We start from the raw sequence: 25,316 nt of genomic DNA on the forward strand, positions 1-25,316 counted from the left end.
AAAGCTTTTCATCTTTTTTGACACAAGAAAAGCCACAAAAGTGGCTGGTTTCTAAATTATTTTTTTCAAAAACTCATAAGTCTTGGAAAAGACGATGTTTCTCACATCTTCATTGGTAAAGGAGTGGTCTGCTTGGTCGATTTCTTCATAGGTCGCATATTTAAAGGCTTTTTGCAATTTCTCATTTGCATCCCTAAATACCAAGGCATCCTTATTTCCTCTTAGGATTTGTACCTTGCCTTCATATTCTTTGGCCTTGCCATAGATATCTTTTAGAATAAAGTCCAAGAGGAAATTGATATGGAGTCTCTTTCCTCCAATATCAGCATCCCTAATGCTTGCTACAAGCTCATCGAAAGATTGGCCAGCCTTTATCTTGCTCTGACTTAGGGCTTCTCCCTCAAACACTGTCTTTGCCATGACCTTTAGATAGTCCTTATCGTTCATATCGCTTGCTGGAGCTAAAAGTACTAGGGCCTTAGGCTTTAGTTTATAGGCTAGAAGTGTTGATATTACTCCACCTAGGGAATGACCTATCCAGAAAATCTTATCCTTGTCAACAAAATATTTAAGCTTTGCAAAGTCATTCATCATTTCCGCTTCTTCAAGCTCTCTTGATACGGTCATATCATAAAAGCTTCCGTCTGATTCACCAGAACCTGAAAAATCAAACCTGATTGTGACAAAGCCTCTATCTGTAAGATATTTTGAATGTTGGATTCTAAAGTCTGTTGACCCATTCCTATCTCCCCCAAAACCGTGAAAGAAGATGGCTGTTGGGTATTTCTTGTTGGCATCAAAATCATCAGGGGTGTTTATCACACCCCTTAAAATTATGCCATCTGCTTTTCTTATCTCTTGGTAGATGTATTTCATTAGGCTAAAACTCTTGCAACTTCTATTCCACAAGCTGATGCTTGGGATAGAGAGTGGGTTGCTCCTGAACCATCACCTATACAATATAGGCCTTTTTGGGTTGATTCAAATTTATCATCTACTTCTACTTCTGAGTTGTAGAATTTAACTTCGATTCCATATAATAAGGTATCATCATTTGCCATACCTGGTGCTATCTTATCTAGCTGGTAGATCATCTCGATTATATCATCAAGCTGTCTCTTTGGCATTACTAGAGATAAATCTCCTGGTGTTGCCTGCATGGTTGGCTTGGTAAAGGACTTGGCCATTCTTCTTTCTGATGAACGACGACCCTTAATTAGGTCACCAAATCTTTGCATCAAAACTCCCCCACCTAGCATGTTTGAAAGCCTAGCTATTGATTCGCCATATTCATTTGAGTCTTCAAATGGCTCTGTAAACCTATTTGTAACCAGAAGGGCAAAGTTTGTGTTTGCTGATTGTAACTTAGGATCTGTAAAGGAATGGCCATTTACAGTTAGGATTCCATTAGTGTTTTCTGTTACAACATGACCGTAAGGGTTCATACAAAATGTCCTTACAACGTCATTATATTGCTTGGTTTGATACATTATCTTTGCTTCATAAACATCATCTGTTATATGCTTAAAGACTTCTGCTGGCACTTCTATCCTAAGGCCTATATCAACCCTATTTCTCTTAGATTTGATATTAAATTTATCACAAACCTCACCTATCCATTTAGATCCAGACCTACCTGCAGCAAGGACTATATCATCAGACCTGAAAGTTTCTCCCTTATTAGTTTTAACTATATATTTTTCATCTTCATAGTCTACATCGGTGACCATGGTTGAAAATTCAAAGTCTATCTTATCTTTTACATAGTCAAAGATTCTTTGAAGGATTAGCTTGTTTCTATCCGTACCAAAGTGGCGAACCTTGGCATCTAATAAGTGAAGGTCATGTCTTAGGCATATTGTCTTAAGGTTGTTTTTGTCTGTGGAATATAACTCAAGGTCATCTCCTCCGTCAAAATCCATTAGGACACTATCTACATATTCCATAAGCTCCATGGCCTTTTTTTCTCCAACATACCTATGTAAATCTCCACCAAAATTGGTTGTTATGTTGTATTTGCCGTCAGATAGGGTGCCTGCACCACCAAAACCATACATGATGTTACATGGCTTACATCCTATGCAGTGGTCAACCTTGCCATCTGTAATCGGACAAGACCTGTTTTCTACTTTTCTACCACCATCGATTATGAGGACCTTTTTCTTTGTATCAAGCTTAGTTAATTCATAAGCCAGAAAAGCTCCTGCTGCTCCTGCACCTACTACAATAATGTCATAGTCTTTCATGATTTCTCCTCTTCTTAGAATTCTACTTAACCTGCTATATTATACGATTTATAAGCTTTTTAGCAAACATTTTTATATTTTTTCGGATAAAGTGTTAAATTTTATGTAAACTATTGAGAATTTGTTAAGAATTAAGTAAAATACCTGTAATGATATTTATAATTTTTAGGTAATAAAGATTTTATTAGAAAGGAATTTTTATGAAAAAAGCTTTTGAAAGGGCCTTGCCCTACACAGTACCAGTTATAATCGGCTACATGTTTTTAGGCATAACCTTTGGTATTATGGTCAGTCAAGAGGGTTATAACCCACTTTTTGCACCATTTTTATCACTAACAATCTATGCTGGTAGCATGCAATTTATAATCCTTCCCCTCCTTAAGACTGATATTTCTATCATAGCAATTATTATCCTAACCCTATCAGTCAACATAAGGATGATGTTTTATGGGGTAAGCATGATCAAAGAATACAAGAGTTCAAGGAGCAAGTTTCTCTTTATATTAACACTTTCAGATGAAACCTTCGCCCTTGATACTTCTATTAAGCCACCAGCAGATGTTAAAAAAAGTGATTTTTTCTTGGCAATTGGCCTTATAAATTATTTGGTATGGGCCATCGCTACTTACATAGGCGCCCTACTTGGCAATCTAATTAGCTTTAATACCATGGGGATGGACTTTGTCCTAACTGCACTTTTCCTAGTGCTCTTGGTTGAGCAATATTTTGCAACTAAAAATCACAAGCCACTTAAGATTGGCCTAGCCCTATCTATAGCAGCACTTTTGATATTTAAGCCAGATAATTTTATGATACCAGCCCTACTTTTAATTGTTTTAAGCCTATATGGCCTCAGGGAAAGAATCGAGGAAAAAAATGTCTAGAATACTAATGATAGTCTTTGCATCAGCCCTAACTACTTTTTTAATCAGGTCAACACCTTTTTTCTTCTTTTCAAAAAAAGATTTACCTGATTTAATCAAATATTTTGGCAAGTACTTACCCTTTGCCCTCATGCCCCTACTTGTAGTTTTTGCCTTAAGAAATATAAATGTTTTGGCCTACCCTTATGGACTGCCTGAAATAATAGCATCAGCTACAGTAATTATTCTCCATGCTAAATTTAAAAAGCTCTTTATTTCAATATCTGTAGGCACTTTTGTCTATATGGTATTAATTCAATTAGTTTTTCTTTAAATTAGTAGTAAAATAAAGTCTAAGAAAAGAAATAAGTTTAGAGGAGAAACCATGAGAAAAGAAATAAATATATCTAACAACAAGGCCGTAATTAACTTTTCAAAGGCCTATTTCAACAACTCCGATGACTTGCTAAAAAGCGAGGGCTTCTTTGAAGTCATTTGCTCTTTTGTAAATCACCACAAAGAAAATAGAACAAGAATCTATACCTACCTAGAAAAATTTTTCAGGTCATCAGATATAGAGGCTCTTGCAAGCGAAATTAGGGACATAACAAAGATTCTTACAGTTATGAGCCTTGATGAAATCAGCGAAAAAATCAACAAGTACCACGACCTAAACAAGGAAAGAGAAGCCCTAACAAGAATCGTAGAAGATGTCTACGACTATTGGAGAAAGCTAGAAAGATACTCAATTATCGAACAATCTGACTATGATAGGGGCTTAGAAGTAGAAAACTTCCTATCTTCAAATATCAGATTTAAGGACCTTATCCTTGAAATCTACAGAAAGGTAGAAGTATCAGTTACAGGCAAAAGCCCAAAGGTATTTAGACAAGTACCAGCAGGTGCCAATGCTTCAATGATAGTTAAAAATTTCGAGATAGCCTATCCAAAAGATTATGCCTACCTAAATGAAATTCCTTTCATAACCAAGGTAATGATCGAAACCCCTTATATAACCTATACAAAATCAAATAAGAGGGACGGTTTCTTTGAAGAAGTAGAAAATAACCCAATAACAAATCTTGATATAGATACAGACGAATTTTTATGCTATCCAGCAAGAGTTGGGGATAATTTAGTCTATATCTACTTCCACCAAAACCTCATCACCCACGGCATATCAGCATCAAACCTTTTTGACCTAGCCGATGAAGAGGAAATTCAAAATAACAGACCAGATGCTATCTATGTATTTGGTGGAGAAAATTCTAAAGACCAAAACGTCTTCTACGAAGATAAGTCAGGCCTTTTAATAGGTTATGTAAACTATTCAGACAAGAAAGATTACTTCGGTTATCTTAAGAAAATGTGCCTAACCCTATCAAATATCATATCAATGAAAAAATCCTACCTCCCAATCCACGGTGCAGGTGTAAATGTAGTTTTACAAAATGGCAAGAGTGCCAATGTTGTAATCCTAGGCGATAGCGGAGCTGGAAAAAGCGAATCAATCGAAGCCTTCAGAACCCTTGCCAAGGATTATATAAAGGATATGACAGTAATCTTTGATGATATGGGCACATTCAGAATGAAAGATGACAAGGTCAAGGCCTACGGTACAGAAATCGGTGCCTTCGTAAGGCTAGATGACCTAGATTCTGGCTATGCCTTTAAGCAAATAGATAGGTCAATCTTCATGAACCCAGATAAGATAAACGCAAGACTAATCATGCCGGTAGCCGATTATTCACAAATCATGGCAGGCTATGAAGTAGACTTCTTCCTCTACGCAAATAACTATGACAAGATCAAAGAAGATGATAAGTCAATCGAATTTTTCGATAATAAAGACGATGCAGTCAAGGTATTTAAACGTGGAGCAAGGTTTGCTAAGGGCACAACTACAGAGACAGGACTTGTAGAATCCTACTTCGCAAATCCATTTGGCCCTTACCAAAAACAAAAAGTTTGCGACCAACTAATCGAAGGCTATTTCTCAAAGCTATTTATGGATAAGACAAAAGTTGGAGTCATAAGAACCCAACTAGGTGTAGAAGGCATGGAAACAGATGGCCCACTAAAATCAGCTAGAGAACTTTTTGAAATAATAAAGGCTTTATAAAATTATCAATAAAAAAGAGTTGAAATTCACTTAAGAATTCAACTCTTTTTTCATTTTCAATATTAAAGCCTTAGGATTTTTATAAAATCAAACAACTACAATTTTCCAAAATCACTTTAAGCTTATTTTCATTTGCCTATAGCATTTTCTCTGCCATAGTAAAATAAATATTGTTGGGCATAGCCTGCAAGATCTCCAAAGATTTCCCTAGCATAGTTATCCACTTGCTTTTTAGGCACTTCCTTGCCGATATAAAGTGTTTCCATGACTCTTTTAATCCACACATCTACAGGGAAGGTCTCCCTCCTGTGGTAGGCAAAGAGCATTATACAATCGGCAACCTTTGGTCCAATCCCTGGAAGCTCATTTAACCTCTTGTGAAGGTCTAAATCTGTAAGATTTTTCTCATCTTCAAAGTTTAAAAAGCCATCCACAAAGGCCTTAGCTGTTTCAACTATCCTTACATCACGAAAGCCTACTCTAGCGTGTTCTCTAAGCTCTAGTGGATCGACCTGAGCCAAGACTTCTGGTCTTGGGAAGGAATAATAAGAAGATCCCATATAATCACCAAGATAGTCTCCATATCTTTCAGAAATTATCCTAACTGCCTTTTTAATCCTTGGTATTTGATTATTGGCAGAAATTATAAAAGAAATTGTTGTTTCAAATAATTCTTGATTTAAAATCCTGATACCATAACCATAGTCGCACGCATCCCTTAGGGTATCATCTTTTGAAAGAAAATCCCTAATAGATCCATAATCTGTTCCAAGATCAAAGTAATCATAAAAAATCTCATAAAATTCATCAAGGCTCACATTTCTTATAAGTGTGTAGCCATCGCATTCTAGTAAATTTATGATTTTTCCTAAAAAAACAGCCGTATAAGACCCATCTTCTTCAAGCTTGAAGTTAAAACACTGACCGCATTCAAAAATATGGGTCGGATTAAAAGAATCTTCCCTAAGTTTTAAGCCCAGGGAAGTTTCTTCGATATTTAATTCTCTTTTATCTTTTGTTTCAAATCTCATTATCTAATCCTAAGTGCATGCACTGCTAGCCTTTGATCTGCATAATCATATTGGCATGTTGAAAGAGTAATAATTGTATCATCTTCCTTAAATGCCCTGGTATCAAGGCTTACCTCAGAGTTTGACCTTAATTTATTATAATATGGTACCTTATCCCCTGTATAGGTGAAATCTAAAGTCCTATAGTCATAATCTGATGGGATTCCATAGGCAGAAAATATCAAATATTCACGAAGACCATCTTCTGTTGTAAGATATATTGTCCTGTGCTTTTCTGCAAATTCTTGCTTTCTATATTGGTCAAGAGGTGTAAACATAGAGTCAATCTCAAGATGGTGACCATAGATAACAGAGTTATCATCTGTAATATCACTTGAATTATAAACATCCATAAAAATTGAACCTGCTATGTCATATTCCTTATTTAGGCCCTTTCTTAGATAGAATTCATTATCAGGTCCTTGAAGAATCGGATATTTTATGCCTGTGCCAGGAATTTCTATAACAGCAATAACATCTGAGTTTTGCTCTTTTAATTTCTTAAGTAGGCTTAGGTGAACTTTCTCAAGTCTAGCAAGAGGGTCACTTTCTTTGCCATCTTTGCTGCTTTGTCCTTCATCTCTAGCTACGTCTTCTTCTGCTTCTTTAGATAAGTTTTCTATATATCTATTATTTTTCATATTAGTCCAGTAATCTAGACCTCTTTTTCCTAAAATTGCTATGCAGGCTAATATTATCAAAATTAGGATAAACCTAATAAGCGCCATTATTTTTGATTTCATTTTACCACCTTTAAAACGTTCTTTTTACTAGTATAATATACCATAAGAGATGATAATTAAAAGTTTTTTATCAAAAAAGGAGTAAACATGAAAGATTATAAATTATATGTAGGAACTGTGTGCAGATATTGCAAAAAAGTTGAAGATTTCATGAAAGAAAATAATATAGAAATTCCCCTAGTAAATATAAATGAAGATAGAGATGCCATGATTAAGCTAATAGACGAAGGTGGAAAAAGACAAGTACCTTGCCTCTATCACGATGGCAAATATCTCTATGAATCTGACGACATAATAACCTATCTTAAGGAAAATCTTCTTGGATAAAACTATGATTAAGTTAATAGCATCTGATATTGATGAAACAATAATAGATCATAACCGCCTTGTACCAGAAAGAAACAAAAAGGCTATCAAAGCTGCCCAAGATAAGGGAGTAATAGTCATGCTTGCAACTGGAAGGGGCCCTTATGAAATATTTGATATACCAGACCAAGCCGGAGTGATAGCAGATGACCGCTTTGTCATATGCTGTAACGGTGCTGTAATCACGAATGTGAAGACCAAAGAAATTATAGATGTCCTAGATATGGACTTCTCCTACGCTAAAAAGATTTTTGAATATGCTTATAAAAATAAGCTTACCTTCTATCTTTATACCCTAGATAAAAAATATGGTATAAACCTAAGCGATGAAACACTCATTGCTGAAAGCCACATAAACCTTATAGAGGGGGACAATATAGACTTTCTAGAAGGCCAAACAGTTCTAAAAACAATAATAAAGAATTCAAATATGAACCAGCTCCAAGCCCTAGAGGTCGATATAGCAAGAATAACTGATTATAATCTTGAAATATCCTATTCATCAAATATGTACATGGAAATAAATGCCAAAGGCGTAAACAAGGCAATAGCCCTAAAAAAAGTAGCCGACCACTATGGGATAGATATGAAAAATGTAATGGCAATCGGTGATAACTACAACGACGTAGCCATGCTAGAAGAAGCAGGAACTGCTATAGCAGTAAGAAATGCAAGATTGCAAGTAAAACAAAGCGCAGACTATGTAACCCAAGCAGATAATAGCAGGGGAGCTGTAGGCGAAGCAATTGAAAACTTTGTATTAAATTTATAAAATTAAGTAATTTAAAAGAGTTTGGAAATAAATCCAAACTCTTTTTTCTTACTCGTAAATTGATCTTTTTTCCCTATACGCTCTATACAAGTATAGCAATCCTCCTATAAGCAGGATAGGCAAAATCAATGACAAGACTTCTGCAAAGATCTTTATTATTAAAATAAATATTCCAATAACAAGACCTATCAATAAAATAGGTAGGCATAGGAATAATCCTATTATACAAAATGCAAGAGTTAATATTATACTTAAAATTATTAAAGTTGCGCTTAACATACATTTCTCCTTTTGAAGATATTATACACAATCTTAATTTTAATTTCAAGATTCTTAAATTTAAAATTTCTTAAATAAAAAACAGGACAAGCTAATCTCGCCCTGCTTATAATTACTATTAACCTCTAGCAAACATTTGACCATCAAGGATGTATAGAGCTCCCCAATTGTCTTTTGCTCTTTCAAGTTTTGTAACAATCTTAGAAACAGAATCTTCTTCTTCAACTTGTTCATCGATGAAGGCTTGGATGAATGAAAATACTCTTAAATCCTCATCTTTACTTACTTCAGCTATTTCATGAATTCTTCTTGTTACTTCTTTTTCATGAGCTAAGGCTGCTTTAAATACGTCAAGTAAGCTTTCATAATCATATTGTGGCTCTGGTATAGCTTTGTATCTTACATCGTAACCTACTTCTTGTAGGAAGTGTTTCATTTTTTCACCGTGTTCGATTTCTTCAGCTACTTGGTGATCAAACCAATGTGTGAATCCATCCATTTCAAGTCTATCTGTATATGCAGCCATTGCCTTATATACATATGCTGACTCATACTCAAAGTTCATTTGTTCATTTAATAATTCTAGTGCTTTACTCATTTATTCTTCCTTTCTCTAGATAATCTTCATAAGGTATATATACCCCATATATCTTAAAATCCTTATCTAAAATCTCCTTTATTACTTTTGTTGTGTCTTTGGAGTAAATTTCAACTGTGAAGGTCTTATCTTTAACCATAAATTCATCGCTTGGTAAAATTCCTTTATTTTTAAGCGCACTTAAAATATCCATCGCATCCTTCCTGGTAAATAACTCATCAAGTTGGAAACTATATGGATAAATCGTATCTGTATCAGTATTTGGATTTATTTTTTTGATTAATAATAAGTCATCCATAGTTTTCTCCTATTTTATATTTACCCTAAATAGTAAAAACTTAACAAGAATTTAATTTTTCTTCTGCTTCCCTTTTAGAAAATATACAACCACAATATTCTTGCCTATAAATATCATATTCTTTTGAAAGCTCTATAGACTTCTTATAGCCATCCTTCTTCTTAAAATCAGCATAGAGATATTTAATGCCAAGAGCTTCTTCAAGCCTTGCCCCAATCTCATTAAGCCACTGGGCATTCTTATAAGGAGAAATAGAAAGGCTAGTTGTAAAATACTCATAGCCCATATCTTTTGCATAGCGAGCAGTCTTATCAAGTCTAAGCTCATAGCAATCATAGCAAGCATCCCCAAACTCCCTATCATCCTTTCTCTTTTCTGCCACAAACTTAAAATCCTCCATGTCATTAGCAGGAATAATTACTCGGCCATCAAAGTGAGATTTCTCAGCCACCTTCTCCAAATTCTCCGCCCTCTTATCAAGCTCAGCCCTTGGATAGATCATTGGATTATAAAAATAAAGATCCATATCAAAATGATCCCTAAGCCTTTCAATAACTTGGGTAGAACAAGGCCCACAACAAACCTGAAGCAAAAGCCTAGGCCTTCTTCCTTCTTCATCAATTTTTTTAATTATATCCTCCATGACCCTGTCATAGTTTATCTTATTCATAAATTACACCTCTATTTTAAGTAAAAATTTTATTACTCATTAATTAATTGTACTAAATTTTGGGCAAATAAAAAGCCCAAGAAAAATTTCTTGAGCTTGTATATAAAATTCTTATCTCTTTGAGAATTGTGAAGATTTTCTTGCCTTTTTAAGACCAGCTTTCTTTCTTTCTTTCTTACGTGAATCACGTGTTAAGAAGCCTGCTCTTTTTAGGGCTATTCTATAGTCAGGGTTTGCTTCAAGAAGTGCTCTTGCTATAGCATGTCTTATAGCTCCTGCTTGACCATTGTATCCACCACCATTTACATTAACTCTTATATCATAGCTTGTAAGATTTTCTGTTAATACAAGTGGAGATCTTGCTATAATTCTTAGAGATTCAAAGTTGAAATATTCGTCTAAGTCTCTGCCGTTTACTAGAATGTTACCAGAACCTGGTACCATTGTTACTCTTGCAACAGAGGTTTTTCTTCTACCTGTTGATTGAATTATATTTTCTGCCATATTTTACTCCTTACTTTAGATCCAAAGTTTCTGGGAATTGTGCTTCGTGACCATGTTCGCTTCCTGCATATACTCTTAGTTTCTTAGCCATTGCACGACCAAGTTTGTTGTGTGGAAGCATGCCTACGATTGCGTGTTCTACAATTCTTTCTGGGTAAGTATTCTTCATGTCTTTGAATTTTGTAATTTTAAGACCTGATGAATATCCAGAATATCTCTTGTATTCTTTTTGATCTTCTTTGTTTCCTGTAAGAACTACCTTGTCTGCGTTTATTACGATTACGTAATCTCCAGTATCAAAGTGTGGAGTAAAGGTTGGTTTGTTCTTTCCTCTTAGTATTGCTGCAACTTGGCTAGCTAATCTACCTAGCACCATGCCTTCAGCATCAACAACATACCATTTTCTTTCGATGTTTGATGGGCTTGCAGTCCATGTCTTTTGATATTTCATTCATTCCTCCTGTGTATTTTTCGGCTACTTGCATTTAGACACCGCCCAAATAGCTAGCGGCTGTACTCGTCCTGGCATTTGTCTATCGCTTCCAGGATAAGCGACTTACTCGAACTTCAAAGAGGTCTGAGTCGACTGATATATAATACTCTTTTACTGCTATTTTGTCAACATCTTTTACTTGTTTCTGATATTTTTATAGGTAAAAGGTGAAAATATTATTAGCATTGGATAAATCTCAAGCCTTCCAAATAGCATGGCAATGGTTAGGGTTATCTTTGATAAATCGCTCATTGCCGCAAAAGATGTGATTGGTCCAAAGTCCCTAAGACCTGGGCCTACGTTGTTAAAGGTTGTAGCTACCGCAGCAAAGGCTGCTTCAAAATCTTCTATTTCTATACTTATTATAAACATAAATAGGACAAATAAAAGTATATAGATTACCAAATACTTATTTATTGATTCCTCTAGGTCTTCATCAATTTTCTTACCATCCATCTTATTCACTATGACCCTTCTAGGGTTGATTACCTTTCTTACTTGGTTGATGGATGATTTTACAAGGATTACAAGTCTTGATACCTTAAAGCCACCAGCAGTTGATCCTGCAGATGCTCCTATTAGCATTAATAAGACTATCAAGTTTCTTGAGAAAAATGGCCAGGACCCATAGTCTACCGACACATAACCTGTCGTTGTTATTATCGACGATACGGTAAAGATGGATTGGACGCCAGAATAAACTGGGTCACCGTAAAGGTCTTTTATATTTATAAATATAAGTCCTGATGCCACTGCAATTATTCCCAAATACCAGTAGAGCTCTTCAGATTTAAAGCTATCTCTTGCTGACCTTATTAGGGCAAAATAATATAGGTTGAAATTCACCCCAAATAAAATCATAGCAATGGTTAGGACAATTTCTATATATCTTGAATCATAGTAGCCTATTGATAGGCCCTTATTGCCAAAGCCACCAGTTCCAGCAGCTCCCATGGCATAAATTAAGGAATCAAATAGGTTCATCCCTCCAAAGAGCAAAAATATTACCGTAACACCAGTCATGGCCAAGTAAATTATATAAAGGACCCTGGCTGTTTGGCTTAGCTTTGGTGTAATCTTACCAAAAGATGGACCTGGCATTTCTTGCCTTAGAAGAGATGCTGATTCTGTATTGGTCTTAGGTAAAATCGCAAGAGTAAAGACAAGTATTCCCATACCACCGATAAGGTGGGATAGGCTTCGCCAAAATATTATAGAATGGGGAAGTCTTTCTACATCTAGGGCTACTGATGCCCCGCAGGTTGTAAAACCACTTGCCATTTCAAAGATGGCATCTATTATTGAATGATAATTTGTAGGTGTAAGGTAGAGAGGAATAGACCCTATTACCGAAAATATTATCCAACAAAAGGCTGTTATAAACATGGCCTCTCTTGTGTAGATATGTCCCTTGTCATCTCCTAATTTTACAAGGATAGATCCTGTTATTAAGGAAAATATAATCGGTATTATGAAATTAAGCTTATCTCTTAGGCTCTCGTTGTAAATAAAGGCTACTAGCAAGGGAACGGCCATCAAAAGGGCCAAGACCTGGAGGAGCCTGCCTAGGAGATGGTTTATTATCTTAAGATTCATTTCTCCTCCAATATATCATCTAAGACCTTAAAGTCATGGCTTGTTGTTGCCACAAGGACTGAATCTCCCAGGCTAATCTTAGAAGAACCATTTGGAACTTCTATCTCCCCATCCCTTTCCCTATGCTCTATGGCAAGGACTAGGCTGTCATCTCTGATTTTTAGATCCTTAAGGCTTACATCAAGGATTTTGGAATGCTCAATAGCCTTAAATTCTATAACCTCAACCTTTTCATCTTCTAGCCTATAAAGGGAAGAAATTGATTGGCCCCTGGCATTTCCCTTACTTCTTACAAACCTATTTATAACATCACTTGCCGCCATCTTTGGAGCAAAGGTTGTGTCTATATCAAGGATTCCTGTCATCTTCAAAAGCTTGGTCCTATTGACCTTGGCAATTACCTTATCGAGGCCATATCTTTGAGCAAGTAGGGAAATTAGGATATTTTCCTCATCTATGCCAGTTAGGGCAATGATGGCGTCGTAATCATTTATCCTTAGCTCTTCAAGAAGCTCTGGAGAAGACCCGTCAGCATTTATAACCACAGCCCCTGAATGCATCTGGCTAATCTCTTCTGCCTTTTTCCTATCAATTTCAACTACTGTCACCTTAAAACCTCTTTGTAGCAAAAGGCCAACTAGATATTTTGAAACATTTCCAGCACCTATGACCATTACATTTTTTATATCGTAGGCTCCCTTTTGTTCGTGCCTATAAAAGCTATCTACAGCCTGCTTCTCGCCAATCACATAAATCTTGTCATTGGCCTTAAGGATGTCATCACCGTGAGGTATTCTTACATCCCCATCTGAATTTATTATTCCTATCAAGGTGTGGTAATTTTCTGAATAGGAGATAAGGTCTGATATTTTTCTCCCATCAAGGTCTGAACCCTCATCTATAACTAACTCCATCATTAAGGCCCTGTCTTTAAAGAAGCCTTCAACATTTAGGGCGTGGGAATATTTAAGGGTTCTTTGTATATCCTTAGCTGCTATGTATTCAGGATTTATGATTGATTTAGCATCTGTCATCTGGGCAATCATCTTTTTATGCTTAACATATTGGGTTTCCCTTAATCTTATTATTATATTTTTGGCGCCAAGCTTCTTGGCAAGGGTTGATGCAATTAAGTTTACATCATCAGATAGGGTTATGGCTATAAAAAGATCGCAGTCCTTAACACCTGCCTCAATTAGGATATCAACATCCCTACCATCTCCCAAAAGCCCCATTACATCATTTGTTGCCAAAAGGTCATCCAGGACAGCCTTATCATTATCTATTACTACTATATCGTGGCCTTCGCTTGAAAGGTCACTGGTTACAAAAGAGCCGACTTTGCCGGCTCCTAATATTACAATCTTCATCATTTCTCCTTAGAAATCGCAAAATAAATCACATTCTTGTATTATACTTATTATTTTAACATTTCTAATATATAAAATCTATTATTTATTTAGATATTCATAGGCATATCTTGCTAGAAGCTCTGCCCCATATTTCATGGCCCTTTCATCCGGATTGAAATCTTGGGCGTGGTTTTGTGGGTGGGTTTTTGGATTTTCTGGGTCCCTTCCCCCTATAAACATATAAGTTCCAGCAACTCCTGGCACATCCTTATAGCCTGATAGGTAAAAACCAAAGTCTTCGCTACCTGATAATTTTAGGTCGGTTGAAACATTGTCTTCGCCAAAGATATCTTTTGCAATCTCTACAGAAAGGTCTGTGGATTTTTCTTCATTTATGACTGCTCCTGCACCCATATTGTAGTCAAAGACTGCACTTCCATCATAAAGCTCTGCTGAAAGCCTTGCTGCCTTTTCCAATTCTTTTACCATAAAGTCTACTGCCTTGTTAGAAAATGACCTAAAAGATCCCTCGACTCTTATGTCAGCAGGAACTGCATTTGCTGCAGATCCACCTTCAACTACTCCTAGGTTTAGGACGACTGGGTCAAAGACATTATCTATCTTTCTTGCAGAGATTCCATAGGCTGCATTTATGAAATTTGCAAGCATCATCATGGCGTCATTTCCTTGGTAAGGGGTTGATGAGTGGGCAGATTTGCCCTTAAATTCGACCTTAAAGAAGGTGTTATTGGCCATAACTTCTCCATAGCCTGTTGCTGCCTTGCCCAAATCCCATCCTGTATGGATGTGGATTGCAAAGGCAGAGTCTACATCTTTTGTAAAGCCCTGGCTTACCACAGCCCTACCGCCTTCTCCAGTTTCTTCTCCTGGTTGGAAAATTATCCTTACCCTACCCTTTAGCTCATCTTTCATCTTAACCAGTACCTTTAGAGCATTTAAAAGCATGGCTGCGTGGATATCATGACCACAGGCATGGCTTACACCTGGGTTTTGACTCTTATATTCAAAGTCATTGGTTTCTGCAATAGGAAGAGCATCTATATCAGCCCTTAAGAGGACAGTTTTACCAGTGCTTTCTGGATTTATCTCTACCATAAGGCCTGTAGGCTCGATTGCCACTGGGTCAAAGCCAAGGGCCTCAAGTTCTTTTCTTATAAACTTAGTTGTTTCTATTTCCTTCATTGATAATTCAGGATGGGCGTGCATATATCTTCTGTCTTCTATCATCTTTTCTTCATTAGTTAAGATTTCATCTCTAATTATATTTGTCATTTCAAATCCTTTCTTATTTCTCTAACATTATACCCAAAAGCCACTTATAAATAGCAAAACTCCCGCGAGGGGAGTTTCTAATCTGCTTGTGGAGCTATTTTTAAGTCTAAATATAGGTCATTATAAAGAATGGTCATCTCCTTACCTAGATCCTTAAAAATTTCAAGCTTTTCTATATCTTCATCGCTTGGATATAGAGTTGTATTTGCCCTTAATTCAGGATCAAGTAAGTCTAGGGCTTTCTTATTTGGTGTAGCATAAGAAACATATTCAGCATTTCTTGCCGCAACATCCGGCCTTAAAAGATAGGAAATCAAGGCGTAGGCACCTTCAGTATTTTTGCTTGTCTTTGGTATAACAATAGTATCAAACCATATGTTAGAGCCTTCTTTTGGGATTATATAAGATAGGTTTGGGTTTGCCTCTTGGGCAATTTCAGCCTCTCCAGAGAAAGTAATGCCTATATCAGCCTCTTCTAGGGCCAAGTACATCCTTATCTCATCAGCAAGGATAGCCTTAACATTAGCCATAAAATCTACTAGTTCATTCTTGGTTTTTCTTAAGACTGTTTCATCAGTGGTATTGGCTGAAAGTCCATCTTTCCAAAGGCCAATTCCAAGAGTCTCCCTTGCTCCATCAAAGGATAGGATTTCTCCTTCAAACTTAGGGTCAAATAGCTTGGCCCAAGAGTCGACATCCTCTGCCTGGTATTTTTTATTATTATAAACTATACCAAAAGATCCCCAAAAATATGGTATAGAATACTCATTATTTGGGTCATAAGCTAAGTTTAAAAATCTCTCATCTATATTATCAAGACCCTTAATTTTGCTATGATCAAGCTTTTTTAAAAGACCCTTGGCCTTCATCATCTCCACAGTGTATTCTGATGGAAAGGCCAGGTCGTAAGAAGTCTTGCCCTGTTCAATCTTGGCCATCATAGCCTCATTTGAGTCAAAAGTTTCATAGATTATGCGATAGCCTGTTTCTTCTTCAAAATCCCTTAGGACCTGTGGATCTACATAATCACCCCAGTTGTAAAAATATATATTTTTAGAATCTGAACCGTGGCTATTGGCATTTAGCCTTTTTTGTCCGATAAATAAGGCCAGGCACATGGCAAGGACTGCCAATATAAATCTATATACCTTATTCATAAGCACCCGCCTTTCTTTCTCTACTTTGTATTACATAGTAGCCTATGACCATTAAAAGTGATATGACAAAGATAAGGGCTGATAGGGCGTTTATCTCAAGCGAAATACCAGTCCTTACCCTAGAATAAATCTCTACAGAAAGAGTCGTAAAGCCAGACCCAGTCACGAAAAATGTCACTGCAAAGTCATCCAGCGAATAGGTAAGGGCCATAAAAAATCCTGCAAATACACCACTTGCTATATTTGGTAGAATTATCTTATTTAAGATAATCATATCATTTGCCCCCAAGTCTTCTGCAGCCCTCATCATGTCGGCATTTAGGTTATATAGCCTTGGCAAAACCATAAGGACTACGATTGGTATAGAAAAGGCAATGTGGGATAGAAGCACCGAATAAAAACCCATAGGGATTTTTAAAAGAAAGCTAAATAGTATTAGGAAACTTGCCCCCATCATTACATCAGGAAAAACCATGAGTACTGAATTAAGGCCCAAAACCCTCTGCTTAAGCTTCTTGCTTCTCATATAATAAATAGAAATGGCTCCCAAGGTCCCAATCACAGTTGCAATAACAGATGATAGGAGGGCAAGGATTATGGTATTTAGGACAATATTTATAAGTCTCTTATCCTCAAAAACCGCCAAGTAATGTTCCATTGTAAAGCCCTCAAAGCTATTCATATTTCCCTCACTATTGAAGGAGTAAAAAATCAAATAAGCTAGGGGCAGATACATTATTATGAAAATAAATATCAAATAAATATTTGCCAAAGAAAATTTCTTATTTTTCATAATCTCCCCCCTTCTTGTTCAGAAAGCTAATTACTAAAAACATCATTACAATCAAGACCAGGCCAATCGTAGATCCCATGCCCCAGTTTTGTGTAACTAGGTAGTGTTGTTCGACAGCCGTACCTAGGGTTATAATCTTATTTCCTCCAATTATCCTTGTTATCAAAAATAAGGATAAGGAAGGAATAAAAACTGCCTGGACACCTGATAAGACCCCATCCATTGATAAGGGAAGTATTATCCTCCTAAAGGTTTGAAACTTATTAGCTCCCAAATCTTCACTGGCAATGACATATTCTTTTGGAATAGAGTCAATTGACCTAAAGATTGGCAGAATCATAAATGGAAGCTCCACATATGATGCAACCAAGATAAAGGCAGGATTTGTAAATAAAATCCCCTCGCTAGCTAAACCCAAAAATCCAGCTATAGCTCCATTTTTGTTAAAAAGACCTATAAAGGCATAAGCCTTTAGGACTAGGTTAATCCAAGTTGGCAATATTACCAAAAGCAGGATCAAATCCTTGTGCTTGGCCTTTGACAAAAAATATGAAAAAGGATAAGCCCACAAAAGTGTGAAGGCTGTTATCAAAAAGGCCGTCAAAAATGAATTTAGGGTCATTATTATATAATTTTTGTTAGAAAAATAAGCTATATAATTATCAAAGGTAAAATTACCATATATATCAAAAAATGATTGATAAAAAAGGAGTAGAATTGGCGCAATTATAAATATTAATATCCACAAATAGTAGATAAAGCTTAGCTTTTGGTATTTTTTAGCCATCTACATCTCCAATCGAAAATTCTTCCATCCTCTTGTCAAAGTCATCCTCACTCTCGTTATAACGCATAACGTGGATATTTTCTGGATCAATTACAATTCCTATATCATCGCCCTCTTCAAAGACCCTGGTTGAGTGGATTTTCCACCTAAACTCATCCTTATCAAAGCAGATAAGCTCATTAAAAACACCCCTAAAGAGGATATTGTCAATATTTACCCTTATATCGGCTTCACTTAAGTCAACTACCCTAATATCTTCAGGCCTAATTACAACTTCAACAGCTTCTCCTTTTGGAATACCAGCATCGGAGCAATCAAAAACCTTGCCAGCAAATTCTACCTTATAATCATCAATCATCTTAGCCTTAAGTATGTTTGATTCTCCGATAAATTGTGCAACATAGCGGTTGATTGGCTCATCATATATGTCTGTAGGAGGGCCTTGTTGGACAATTTTGCCCTTATCCATGACAAAAATCCAATCGCTCATAGCTAGGGCCTCTTCCTGGTCGTGGGTTACAAAAACAAAGGTAATACCCAGCTCCCACTGGATATCACGAAGAAGTACCTGCATAGATTTTCTAAGCTTCATATCAAGGGCCGATAAGGGCTCATCTAATAAAAGCACATCAGGCTTATTGACAAGGGCACGGGCAATAGCCACCCTCTGCTTTTGACCACCAGACATCTGGCTTACCTCACGCTTTTCAAAACCAGCAAGCTCAACCATCTCAAGTGCCTTTTTTACCTCTTCTCTTATAACATTCTTATCAGTCTTTTTAATCTCAAGGCCAAAGGCCACATTGTCAAAAACATTCATATGAGGAAAGAGTGAATAATTTTGAAAAACTGTATTAACAGTCCTCTTGCTTGCAGGCACATCGCCCACATCCTGGCCATTTATATAGACCTTGCCCGAATTAGGCTCAATAAAGCCAGCTATCAAATTTAAAATAGTAGTCTTGCCGCAACCAGATGGGCCAAGTAGGGTATAAAATTTACCCTTTTCTAGCTCAAGGTCGACAGACTTTAAAATCTCTTCATCATTATAAAACTTACTGACTCCATCCAAAACGACAGAGTACTTATCAAAATTATTTTCCATCATTCACCTCACAATTTCCTTTATAAAAAGTATACCACAAATAGCCTTGAATTTGGAATATAAAAAAAGCTGCTACAAAAGTAACAGCCAAAATTTAATTAATTTCATCTTTATAATCCAAATAAGCATCTGAAAATCTCACATCGCATAAAATCATAGCTATTACCATCCAAATGATAAATATAACAAGACCGATGCCAAAAATTACGATTGAACCACTAAGACCCAGAGATGCAAAGGTAAATGCTGTAAATAAAACAGAAGGACCTATTATAAAAATTGCATAAATTACTAGGGACCTAGCCATGAGTTTCTTGCCAATGACAAAAATATTTTTAATCGATGTAAAGACTGACTCATCTAAATCATAATTATCAGCCAGATAAAGATTTGAATAGGCTGTCAAAAGTCCAAGAATTGCAATAATTACTATGACAACAAAGGGTAATAGGAAGGCCCCTATGGTAAATACAGCATTATTTGATGGATTCACCAAGGCTTGTCCTATAAGAGTTCCACCAGTGTATTGGATCAAAAAATTTAAAATACTGCTTGCCAGCGCAATAATAAAGGCAACAGTTATCACCCTGAAATTTATGTAATTTATCTGATTTAGATAATCACCCACCTTGCCCATCCTATTTCTAAGAAGGCCACCTGCTATGGCAAAGCTAAAGGCAAAGCTAAAAATAGCCATGATTATATTCATAAATAAGGCCAAAACTGGTTTATCAGCAAAGGTGGCGCCAAAGATACCTGCTATTGGTCCTAAAGTAGCCACCATAATAAGTCTAACTAAAAATATAGACGAAAATTTATATTCTCTCTTCATAAAATCTCCAATCTGCAAAATAAATCTGCTTACTAATAATTTACCACTTTTAACAATAATTTACCATAATATAATGACAAATGGGTATAAGTAAAGCGAGGTGATAATATGGATAAGATAAAATACACATTAAATGAAAAAGAATCTAGGTCAGAAGTCTATGATGGAGATAAGCTAATTGGCAAATGCGATTACAGGATAGAAACAAATAAGCTTGATATCTACCACACCGAAGTGGATGCAGCCTATGGCGGTCGTGGTCTTGCAGGCAAATTAGTAGACCTTGTAGTAGCCTATGCTAGGGAGAACAATTACAAGATAATTCCAACTTGTCCTTATGTGGCAAAGAAATTTGACAAAGACCAGTCCTATAAGGATGTGGATGCTAGATAAAAATTTGAGGGCCCTTGCCCTCTTTTTTTAGCTAATGTATTAGCCTTTACCTTTTTTAAAATACTTGGTATGATTAAGATGATTTCTTATCTTTGAGGTGAATGATGAATACAAATAGAAAAGATATTTTTAGGAAGGCTGGGATTTTATCATTAGCCCTTTTTATATCTGTAAATAGCGTAATAAGTGGGTCACTCATCAAATTATCTGATGAACTAGCCATCCCCCTTACATCTGCAGAGTTTCTAGTAACTCTAGCATCCTTTTCTACAATAATACTAATCTTATTAAATGAAAAAATAACAAGGAAAATAGGGATGAAAAGAGCAGTCCAAGTCGGCCTTTTCTTTGTGGGTATATCGGGCCTAATTCCCCTATTTTTCAAATCTTATGCTGGAGTCTTTGCCTCAAGGCTAATCCTAGGAATGGGAGTGGGCTTTTATAATGGCCACTCGCCCAACCTCATCAATGCCTTCTACGAAGGAGATGAAGCAGCAAACCTCCACGGCATCAGAAACTCCTTTGAATACATAGGGCAAATGATCCTAGTCTTTATAGCAGGAATCTGGGGAGCTAAGTCTTGGACCTATGCCTTTTTAACCTACAGCTTGGCCTTTCTTATTCTAGGATTTTTCTCCCAAACAGTAGAAGAAGTAGACCTAGAAGAATCAGATGAAAAACTCCATATCAATGCCCAGATGATTTTTTATATAATCTTTGCAGGCATCATGATAATGAATACAACAGCAGTATCAATCAGATTTGCCAAGGTAGCAAGCCTAAGCCTAAGTCCTGATGCAAACCTTAATATGTACATGCTAATCTTACCAATAGCAGGCATGATCTCAGGCTTTCTCTTTGGTTATATAAATAGAAAACTCAGGTCTAAAACCTTGCTTCTAGGCCTAGTAATCTATATCATAACTAACATAAGCCTAGGCTCTTTTGGAGAAAATCTCCTAGTCTACCTAGCAGGCATGGCCCTCTTAGCCTTCTGCCAAAGCCTCTGCACCCCATATATCCTAGCAGAAGTATCAAGATTTGTAAGAGGCTCATCAGCAAGACTTATAAATAATTTCATCTTTGTAGGGGTGAACCTAGGAGGATTTTTATCAAGCCTCTACCTAAACTTAATCACAAAGATATTTTCCCTAAAAAGTCCCACCAGCCCTTTCCTATCATTCATAGGATTTTATATAATCCTCTTTGCCATATTCTTCTACGAATACCTAAGTGTAAGGCAATTTAGAGCTAATAAATAATCTTAAAAAAATCGTCCAACTCATATTTTATTATGAGGGACGATTTTTACATTGTTTAAAATATTCTATTTTTCAAGTATTTTTCTAGCTTCTAGGAAGTTTACTATAGAATAGATACCTATACCGTTGAAGATTATCTTTATAAAGCTACTTATATCGGCGTTTGGATCTATTATATTTAGCTTTGTTCTAATGAAGTGTAAAATTAATATTGTTAGCCAATAGATTGCGGCCCCTATTAGGGTTAATTTTAAATATAGTGCCTTGGCTTTTGCCTTTCTTTCTGGATTAACTAGGGTTATTCCAAAGACTGCGATGGCAAGTATTATTAAGACATGATAAATACTATAAAAAATAAATTATTCACGTGATTAATCATTTAACAACAAGAATTTATTTTTTTATACACATCTATATAATTTTTAATATTACATTCCTTATATAAATGACACTTTTTATCACAAAAAGATGAACATACACATGGAATATAGGGTATATTTAAAAATAATTTATCCTTAATTAAATCCTTAATTACTTCTTTTATTTCTTCTATACTGTAAAAATTTTTCAAAATATTCGTAATTTCTATATCATTATAATCCTGGCTTTTAAGATTATAGATATTAATAGCTATGTCATAATAATTTAGTATATGCGGATCATAACAATATTTACTAATTTCTTCATAATAGGATTTTAAAACATCCCTAGCTTTTACATAATTTTCTTTATATGCATAACAAACTGATAGTAATAAATCAATATTTATCCCATCAAGGCTAGTCAATTTATCATTTTCTATAGGTAGTATAATAAATTCGCTTAACACATACTCTTTCTTAAATTTATATTTTGTAAAATAGGAAATTAATAATTCGACCTCGTTATCATCTATTGTATTTTTATTTTTACATAAAATTTTTTTTACTTTTATAGTATCATTAAAGTCTTTTATAAATTCGTAGTTAGAATAATTAGTAACTTCACTCATTTCCGGTACAATTATTTGATAAGTAAAAAATCCTGTTTTAGAATGATTAGCTACCATAATTTCATATCCTAGTTTATATAGGATATTACTAATAAATTCCCATATACATTTATTAGATTTTAAATTAGATAATTTATCCCATACATCCCCAGGATAAGTATGCATTGACTCAAAATTAAATAAAATATGTGGGTATGCTCCTTCACCATTTATAAATATAGAATTATAATTTTCTTCAAATTTATCATTTACACTAGCACTTAAACTTGTCATAGTTGATTTCAAATCATCTATCGTCCTACCTTGAAAAATTTCAGTAACTGATCTTTCTATTGCAATTTTTAAATTTGCGTGACATCCACAACTTGCAAAGTATCTTTTTTTATGCTTGTCTATTAATAGAACAATTATTGTTGGTAAACCATATTCAAAACTAGTATCTATGATTTTAATACTTAAACCATATTCTTCTAAGTCTGAGATTCTAAAACTTAAATCATTATAATTATCTCTTATAAATTCAGTAATATCTGAAAATTTTGTCATTTCACGATTCAATATTTTTTTGATAGTATATCTTTCGATGATTTCGAAAATAGCTTGATTTAGGGATTCATATTTTGTATTTCCTGCAGCTATACCATTAGATCCATAAAATGTATCAACAAATAGTCCTGGTAATTTTATATTCCTTCCTTCAAAAGTTTTGTAGCTAATAATTTCTTGTACAGGCATTTGATATATTAGATCCATAAAATGTTTTAAAAATACTTCTATTCCTGATTCAGATAAAATATCATAATTATATAAATAACTTAATATATATTCTTGAATTACTTTTTCATCATCTATTATCACTGAATTAACATTTACATTTTTAAATAAGTTAAAACTATCTAGGAGCCTAAAAGGTATACCCTCTTGAACTCTCTCAAGCATTTCAGCATAAGCACTAGCCAGTGCTAAATCTGGATTTATACCTTTACCATTAGAAACTAGATTTGTACCTATAATCCTAAGATTTAATGAATATACACCATCAATAGGATTCAACCAATTTTCTTCAAGTTCAACATTTAACTTTTTAAATATCATTTTAATATCTCTAATAGTATCAATCGGTTTCTTATCTTTTAAATTTTCATACATCACACATTCCTTTGTTCATGTCTATAACTAAATCAAATCTGTCAATATAATCATCTATATCGTGGCTTACATAGATAAAAGTCAAATTTTTATCATTTAGTAAAAACTCCAATATTTCATTCCTTAATTCTTTCTGCACTTGATTAAGCCCTTCATCAACAATCAAAATATCTTTATTTCTTATAATTGCTCTTAATAATGCAATTCTTTGTTTTTCTCCTCCTGAAAGAGATTGAGAAGTTGGATCTTTTTTTGATATTTTATCATATTGAAATAAATCAAATACATTTCTGAAATCATTAAAATCTATTGACGAATAAAGAGCTATGTTATTATCTACACTAGTATTAAATATATACTGAAATTGAGGTATAATTGAAAAATATCGATTGATATAAGCATTATCTAATTCTTTTAAATTATGTCCGTTTATATATATATCCCCATTATAATTTTTGATTTTCCCAGTAATAATTCTTAAAAGCGTTGATTTTCCAGAGCCACTATTTCCTTTAATCAATATTTTATTAGATTTATTAATTATAATATTACTTAAATCAACATTTAAACTATCATAATATGAAAACTGAAGATTATTTATTTCAATGTTATTAAAATCATGATCATGATATGATTTTTTTGAATTTGTTTCTTCTTTTGCTTTTTCATAATATCTTTTTACTAAAGTTTTATATGACGCTCTACCTGAACTGAGTATATTTATAGAGGTAATTAATCTAATTAAAGGGGAAATTATTATATCCGAAAATTGTATTGCTGCTATAAATGCACCTAAAGTCATACTCCTATAATATATAGATACGGAGCCATAACATATTAGTATAAATAGACCTATATAAGATATACACCCAATCAATATCTCCAAGCTACTTTCTAAATACCCAAATTTACTTTCGGTATATAAATTGTCGTTCATAGTCTTATTTACCACTTTTTTAAATTCAAAAGTAGCTAACATATTTCTAATAACATTTATCCCCAAAGTATAATCTAAAATAATACTATTAAAAAGTTTGTTTTTTTCTATATTTTCATTTTTGTATAGTTCAACTCTAGATTTAAAAATATAAGGTATACTCAAAGTTAATATATTTGGAATCAATATAAGCAATATAAGAACAAAGTCTAAATTTATTATCGCAAAGCTATAAATAAGCATATTAACTAAAAGAATTATTATATCTAACTTATTAATATAATAATCTTTAATAAAATCCTCAACATTATTATTAATATCCACATTTATATCGGCGACATAATCATTATTTTTAAATAGAGTTTCATCCTGTTCAACGAAACCTATAATTTGTGATATCATGATTCTTTTCATATTAACTGTTAATTTTATCAATAATATCTTTGTAATATATTCAAATATAATAATTCCTAATATAGACACGCCATATTTTATAATGTTATTTTTAGTTACAGATATATTTCTATAATTATCTATTATATTTTTAAGTATATATGGTTGTACAGAGACTAAAATAGCTAGCATTATGGATATGAATATATATATAAGTGAAATAATTTTAATATTTTTATTTTTATAATTCAT

The 25,316-nt window shown here is 34.4% G+C and carries 27 protein-coding genes; 7 read left to right on the plus strand and 20 right to left on the minus strand.

Translation table 11 applies throughout. The features are described 5' to 3' along the window. Positions 1–51: 51 nt before the first annotated feature. The gene (locus NH286_RS00195; protein WP_265235938.1) at positions 52–876 is read right to left on the minus strand and encodes an alpha/beta hydrolase; all 825 of its coding nucleotides are present in this window, start codon (positions 874–876) and stop codon (positions 52–54) included. Beyond that, positions 876–2,246 (minus strand): NAD(P)/FAD-dependent oxidoreductase, encoded by a 1,371-nt coding sequence (locus NH286_RS00200; protein ID WP_265235939.1) that lies wholly within the window; start codon positions 2,244–2,246, stop codon positions 876–878. The genes NH286_RS00195 and NH286_RS00200 overlap by 1 nt, the downstream gene beginning before the upstream one ends. Positions 2,247–2,446: 200 nt before the next feature. Between NH286_RS00200 and NH286_RS00205 the strand changes: the two genes are divergently transcribed. From NH286_RS00205 to NH286_RS00215, 3 genes are read left to right on the plus strand one after another with little or no spacing between them, the layout of a single operon-like run. Next, entirely contained in the window at positions 2,447–3,130 is a 684-nt protein-coding gene (locus NH286_RS00205) for an AzlC family ABC transporter permease (protein WP_265235940.1), read from the plus strand. Continuing rightward, on the plus strand, positions 3,123–3,443 hold the full coding sequence (locus NH286_RS00210) for a branched-chain amino acid transporter permease (RefSeq protein ID WP_106460826.1): 321 nt from the start codon (positions 3,123–3,125) through the stop codon (positions 3,441–3,443). Before NH286_RS00205 ends, NH286_RS00210 begins: the two co-directional genes overlap by 8 nt. A 51-nt stretch (positions 3,444–3,494) precedes the next feature. Then, positions 3,495–5,231: a phosphoenolpyruvate carboxykinase gene (locus NH286_RS00215; protein ID WP_265235941.1), complete on the plus strand. Its 1,737-nt coding sequence runs from the start codon at positions 3,495–3,497 to the stop codon at positions 5,229–5,231. A gap of 128 nt (positions 5,232–5,359) precedes the next feature. On the opposite strand, the gene NH286_RS00220 is transcribed toward NH286_RS00215, so the two are convergent. After that, entirely contained in the window at positions 5,360–6,265 is a 906-nt protein-coding gene (locus NH286_RS00220; protein ID WP_265236156.1) for a DNA-3-methyladenine glycosylase family protein, read from the minus strand. Next, on the minus strand, positions 6,262–7,044 hold the full coding sequence (gene srtB, locus NH286_RS00225; protein ID WP_265212172.1) for a class B sortase: 783 nt from the start codon (positions 7,042–7,044) through the stop codon (positions 6,262–6,264). The genes NH286_RS00220 and srtB overlap by 4 nt, the downstream gene beginning before the upstream one ends. 87 nt (positions 7,045–7,131) lie before the next feature. Between srtB and NH286_RS00230 the strand changes: the two genes are divergently transcribed. Together NH286_RS00230 and NH286_RS00235 are read left to right on the plus strand one after the other, a co-directional pair. Next, positions 7,132–7,371 (plus strand): glutaredoxin family protein, encoded by a 240-nt coding sequence (locus tag NH286_RS00230; protein WP_265212174.1) that lies wholly within the window; start codon positions 7,132–7,134, stop codon positions 7,369–7,371. A 4-nt stretch (positions 7,372–7,375) separates the two neighbouring features. Beyond that, positions 7,376–8,182, plus strand: a complete 807-nt coding sequence (locus tag NH286_RS00235; protein WP_265235942.1) for a Cof-type HAD-IIB family hydrolase — start codon at positions 7,376–7,378, stop codon at positions 8,180–8,182. Positions 8,183–8,230: 48 nt separating this feature from the next. Here the strand turns inward: NH286_RS00235 and NH286_RS00240 are convergent, their stop codons facing one another. From NH286_RS00240 to NH286_RS00305, 14 genes are all read right to left on the minus strand, one after another. Beyond that, positions 8,231–8,461: a hypothetical protein gene (locus tag NH286_RS00240; protein WP_265235943.1), complete on the minus strand. Its 231-nt coding sequence runs from the start codon at positions 8,459–8,461 to the stop codon at positions 8,231–8,233. A 118-nt stretch (positions 8,462–8,579) separates the two neighbouring features. After that, positions 8,580–9,059 carry a ferritin gene (locus tag NH286_RS00245; RefSeq protein ID WP_265235944.1) on the minus strand — a complete coding sequence of 160 codons (480 nt, stop codon included), beginning with the start codon at positions 9,057–9,059 and terminating at the stop codon, positions 8,580–8,582. Continuing rightward, a complete protein-coding gene (locus NH286_RS00250; RefSeq protein WP_265235945.1) occupies positions 9,052–9,357 on the minus strand; it encodes a hypothetical protein in 306 nt (101 codons plus the stop codon). Before NH286_RS00250 ends, NH286_RS00245 begins: the two co-directional genes overlap by 8 nt. A gap of 40 nt (positions 9,358–9,397) precedes the next feature. Next, positions 9,398–10,027, minus strand: a complete 630-nt coding sequence (locus tag NH286_RS00255) for an epoxyqueuosine reductase QueH (RefSeq protein ID WP_265212180.1) — start codon at positions 10,025–10,027, stop codon at positions 9,398–9,400. A 111-nt stretch (positions 10,028–10,138) separates the two neighbouring features. Continuing rightward, positions 10,139–10,531, minus strand: coding sequence for a 30S ribosomal protein S9 (gene rpsI / locus NH286_RS00260; protein ID WP_265235946.1), 393 nt, complete (start codon positions 10,529–10,531; stop codon positions 10,139–10,141). Between the two features lie 10 nt (positions 10,532–10,541). After that, positions 10,542–10,982, minus strand: a complete 441-nt coding sequence (rplM, locus tag NH286_RS00265; protein ID WP_106460836.1) for a 50S ribosomal protein L13 — start codon at positions 10,980–10,982, stop codon at positions 10,542–10,544. A 177-nt stretch (positions 10,983–11,159) separates the two neighbouring features. Next, positions 11,160–12,620, minus strand: a complete 1,461-nt coding sequence (locus NH286_RS00270) for a TrkH family potassium uptake protein (protein WP_265235947.1) — start codon at positions 12,618–12,620, stop codon at positions 11,160–11,162. Next, on the minus strand, positions 12,617–13,990 hold the full coding sequence (gene trkA / locus NH286_RS00275; RefSeq protein WP_265235948.1) for a Trk system potassium transporter TrkA: 1,374 nt from the start codon (positions 13,988–13,990) through the stop codon (positions 12,617–12,619). Before trkA ends, NH286_RS00270 begins: the two co-directional genes overlap by 4 nt. A gap of 81 nt (positions 13,991–14,071) precedes the next feature. Beyond that, positions 14,072–15,265: a M20 metallopeptidase family protein gene (locus tag NH286_RS00280; protein ID WP_265235949.1), complete on the minus strand. Its 1,194-nt coding sequence runs from the start codon at positions 15,263–15,265 to the stop codon at positions 14,072–14,074. Between the two features lie 77 nt (positions 15,266–15,342). Continuing rightward, positions 15,343–16,422, minus strand: a complete 1,080-nt coding sequence (locus NH286_RS00285) for an ABC transporter substrate-binding protein (RefSeq protein WP_265235950.1) — start codon at positions 16,420–16,422, stop codon at positions 15,343–15,345. Further along, a complete protein-coding gene (locus NH286_RS00290) occupies positions 16,415–17,215 on the minus strand; it encodes an ABC transporter permease (RefSeq protein WP_265235951.1) in 801 nt (266 codons plus the stop codon). The genes NH286_RS00285 and NH286_RS00290 overlap by 8 nt, the downstream gene beginning before the upstream one ends. Then, positions 17,205–18,002 carry an ABC transporter permease gene (locus NH286_RS00295; RefSeq protein WP_265235952.1) on the minus strand — a complete coding sequence of 266 codons (798 nt, stop codon included), beginning with the start codon at positions 18,000–18,002 and terminating at the stop codon, positions 17,205–17,207. The genes NH286_RS00290 and NH286_RS00295 overlap by 11 nt, the downstream gene beginning before the upstream one ends. Then, complete coding sequence (locus NH286_RS00300; protein WP_265235953.1) at positions 17,995–19,107, minus strand: ABC transporter ATP-binding protein; 1,113 nt, start codon at positions 19,105–19,107, stop codon at positions 17,995–17,997. The genes NH286_RS00295 and NH286_RS00300 overlap by 8 nt, the downstream gene beginning before the upstream one ends. A 94-nt stretch (positions 19,108–19,201) precedes the next feature. Beyond that, entirely contained in the window at positions 19,202–19,939 is a 738-nt protein-coding gene (locus NH286_RS00305; protein ID WP_265235954.1) for a hypothetical protein, read from the minus strand. A gap of 108 nt (positions 19,940–20,047) precedes the next feature. On the opposite strand from NH286_RS00305, the gene NH286_RS00310 reads away from it, so the two are divergent. Then, positions 20,048–20,332: a GNAT family N-acetyltransferase gene (locus tag NH286_RS00310; RefSeq protein ID WP_321160838.1), complete on the plus strand. Its 285-nt coding sequence runs from the start codon at positions 20,048–20,050 to the stop codon at positions 20,330–20,332. A gap of 104 nt (positions 20,333–20,436) precedes the next feature. Next, entirely contained in the window at positions 20,437–21,594 is a 1,158-nt protein-coding gene (locus NH286_RS00315; RefSeq protein WP_265212202.1) for an MFS transporter, read from the plus strand. Positions 21,595–21,973: 379 nt separating this feature from the next. Here the strand turns inward: NH286_RS00315 and NH286_RS00320 are convergent, their stop codons facing one another. After that, the gene (locus tag NH286_RS00320; protein ID WP_265212203.1) at positions 21,974–23,734 is read right to left on the minus strand and encodes a YcaO-like family protein; all 1,761 of its coding nucleotides are present in this window, start codon (positions 23,732–23,734) and stop codon (positions 21,974–21,976) included. Then, positions 23,727–25,316: an ABC transporter ATP-binding protein gene (locus tag NH286_RS00325; protein WP_265212204.1), complete on the minus strand. Its 1,590-nt coding sequence runs from the start codon at positions 25,314–25,316 to the stop codon at positions 23,727–23,729. Before NH286_RS00325 ends, NH286_RS00320 begins: the two co-directional genes overlap by 8 nt.

This window comes from Anaerococcus sp. NML200574, from assembly GCF_026131665.1.
In the GTDB taxonomy this organism is placed as follows: domain Bacteria; phylum Bacillota; class Clostridia; order Tissierellales; family Peptoniphilaceae; genus Anaerococcus; species Anaerococcus kampingae.

Coding starts and splice junctions, on each gene's coding strand:
- NH286_RS00195 (WP_265235938.1), bottom strand. CDS start 876: ATGAAATACATCTACCAAGAGATAAGAAAAGCAGATGGCATAATTTTA.
- NH286_RS00200 (WP_265235939.1), bottom strand. CDS start 2,246: ATGAAAGACTATGACATTATTGTAGTAGGTGCAGGAGCAGCAGGAGCT.
- NH286_RS00205 (WP_265235940.1), top strand. CDS start 2,447: ATGAAAAAAGCTTTTGAAAGGGCCTTGCCCTACACAGTACCAGTTATA.
- NH286_RS00210 (WP_106460826.1), top strand. CDS start 3,123: ATGTCTAGAATACTAATGATAGTCTTTGCATCAGCCCTAACTACTTTT.
- NH286_RS00215 (WP_265235941.1), top strand. CDS start 3,495: ATGAGAAAAGAAATAAATATATCTAACAACAAGGCCGTAATTAACTTT.
- srtB (WP_265212172.1), bottom strand. CDS start 7,044: ATGAAATCAAAAATAATGGCGCTTATTAGGTTTATCCTAATTTTGATA.
- NH286_RS00230 (WP_265212174.1), top strand. CDS start 7,132: ATGAAAGATTATAAATTATATGTAGGAACTGTGTGCAGATATTGCAAA.
- NH286_RS00235 (WP_265235942.1), top strand. CDS start 7,376: ATGATTAAGTTAATAGCATCTGATATTGATGAAACAATAATAGATCAT.
- NH286_RS00240 (WP_265235943.1), bottom strand. CDS start 8,461: ATGTTAAGCGCAACTTTAATAATTTTAAGTATAATATTAACTCTTGCA.
- NH286_RS00245 (WP_265235944.1), bottom strand. CDS start 9,059: ATGAGTAAAGCACTAGAATTATTAAATGAACAAATGAACTTTGAGTAT.
- NH286_RS00250 (WP_265235945.1), bottom strand. CDS start 9,357: ATGGATGACTTATTATTAATCAAAAAAATAAATCCAAATACTGATACA.
- NH286_RS00255 (WP_265212180.1), bottom strand. CDS start 10,027: ATGAATAAGATAAACTATGACAGGGTCATGGAGGATATAATTAAAAAA.
- rpsI (WP_265235946.1), bottom strand. CDS start 10,531: ATGGCAGAAAATATAATTCAATCAACAGGTAGAAGAAAAACCTCTGTT.
- rplM (WP_106460836.1), bottom strand. CDS start 10,982: ATGAAATATCAAAAGACATGGACTGCAAGCCCATCAAACATCGAAAGA.
- NH286_RS00270 (WP_265235947.1), bottom strand. CDS start 12,620: ATGAATCTTAAGATAATAAACCATCTCCTAGGCAGGCTCCTCCAGGTC.
- trkA (WP_265235948.1), bottom strand. CDS start 13,990: ATGAAGATTGTAATATTAGGAGCCGGCAAAGTCGGCTCTTTTGTAACC.
- NH286_RS00280 (WP_265235949.1), bottom strand. CDS start 15,265: ATGACAAATATAATTAGAGATGAAATCTTAACTAATGAAGAAAAGATG.
- NH286_RS00285 (WP_265235950.1), bottom strand. CDS start 16,422: ATGAATAAGGTATATAGATTTATATTGGCAGTCCTTGCCATGTGCCTG.
- NH286_RS00290 (WP_265235951.1), bottom strand. CDS start 17,215: ATGAAAAATAAGAAATTTTCTTTGGCAAATATTTATTTGATATTTATT.
- NH286_RS00295 (WP_265235952.1), bottom strand. CDS start 18,002: ATGGCTAAAAAATACCAAAAGCTAAGCTTTATCTACTATTTGTGGATA.
- NH286_RS00300 (WP_265235953.1), bottom strand. CDS start 19,107: ATGGAAAATAATTTTGATAAGTACTCTGTCGTTTTGGATGGAGTCAGT.
- NH286_RS00305 (WP_265235954.1), bottom strand. CDS start 19,939: ATGAAGAGAGAATATAAATTTTCGTCTATATTTTTAGTTAGACTTATT.
- NH286_RS00310 (WP_321160838.1), top strand. CDS start 20,048: ATGGATAAGATAAAATACACATTAAATGAAAAAGAATCTAGGTCAGAA.
- NH286_RS00315 (WP_265212202.1), top strand. CDS start 20,437: ATGAATACAAATAGAAAAGATATTTTTAGGAAGGCTGGGATTTTATCA.
- NH286_RS00320 (WP_265212203.1), bottom strand. CDS start 23,734: ATGTATGAAAATTTAAAAGATAAGAAACCGATTGATACTATTAGAGAT.
- NH286_RS00325 (WP_265212204.1), bottom strand. CDS start 25,316: ATGAATTATAAAAATAAAAATATTAAAATTATTTCACTTATATATATA.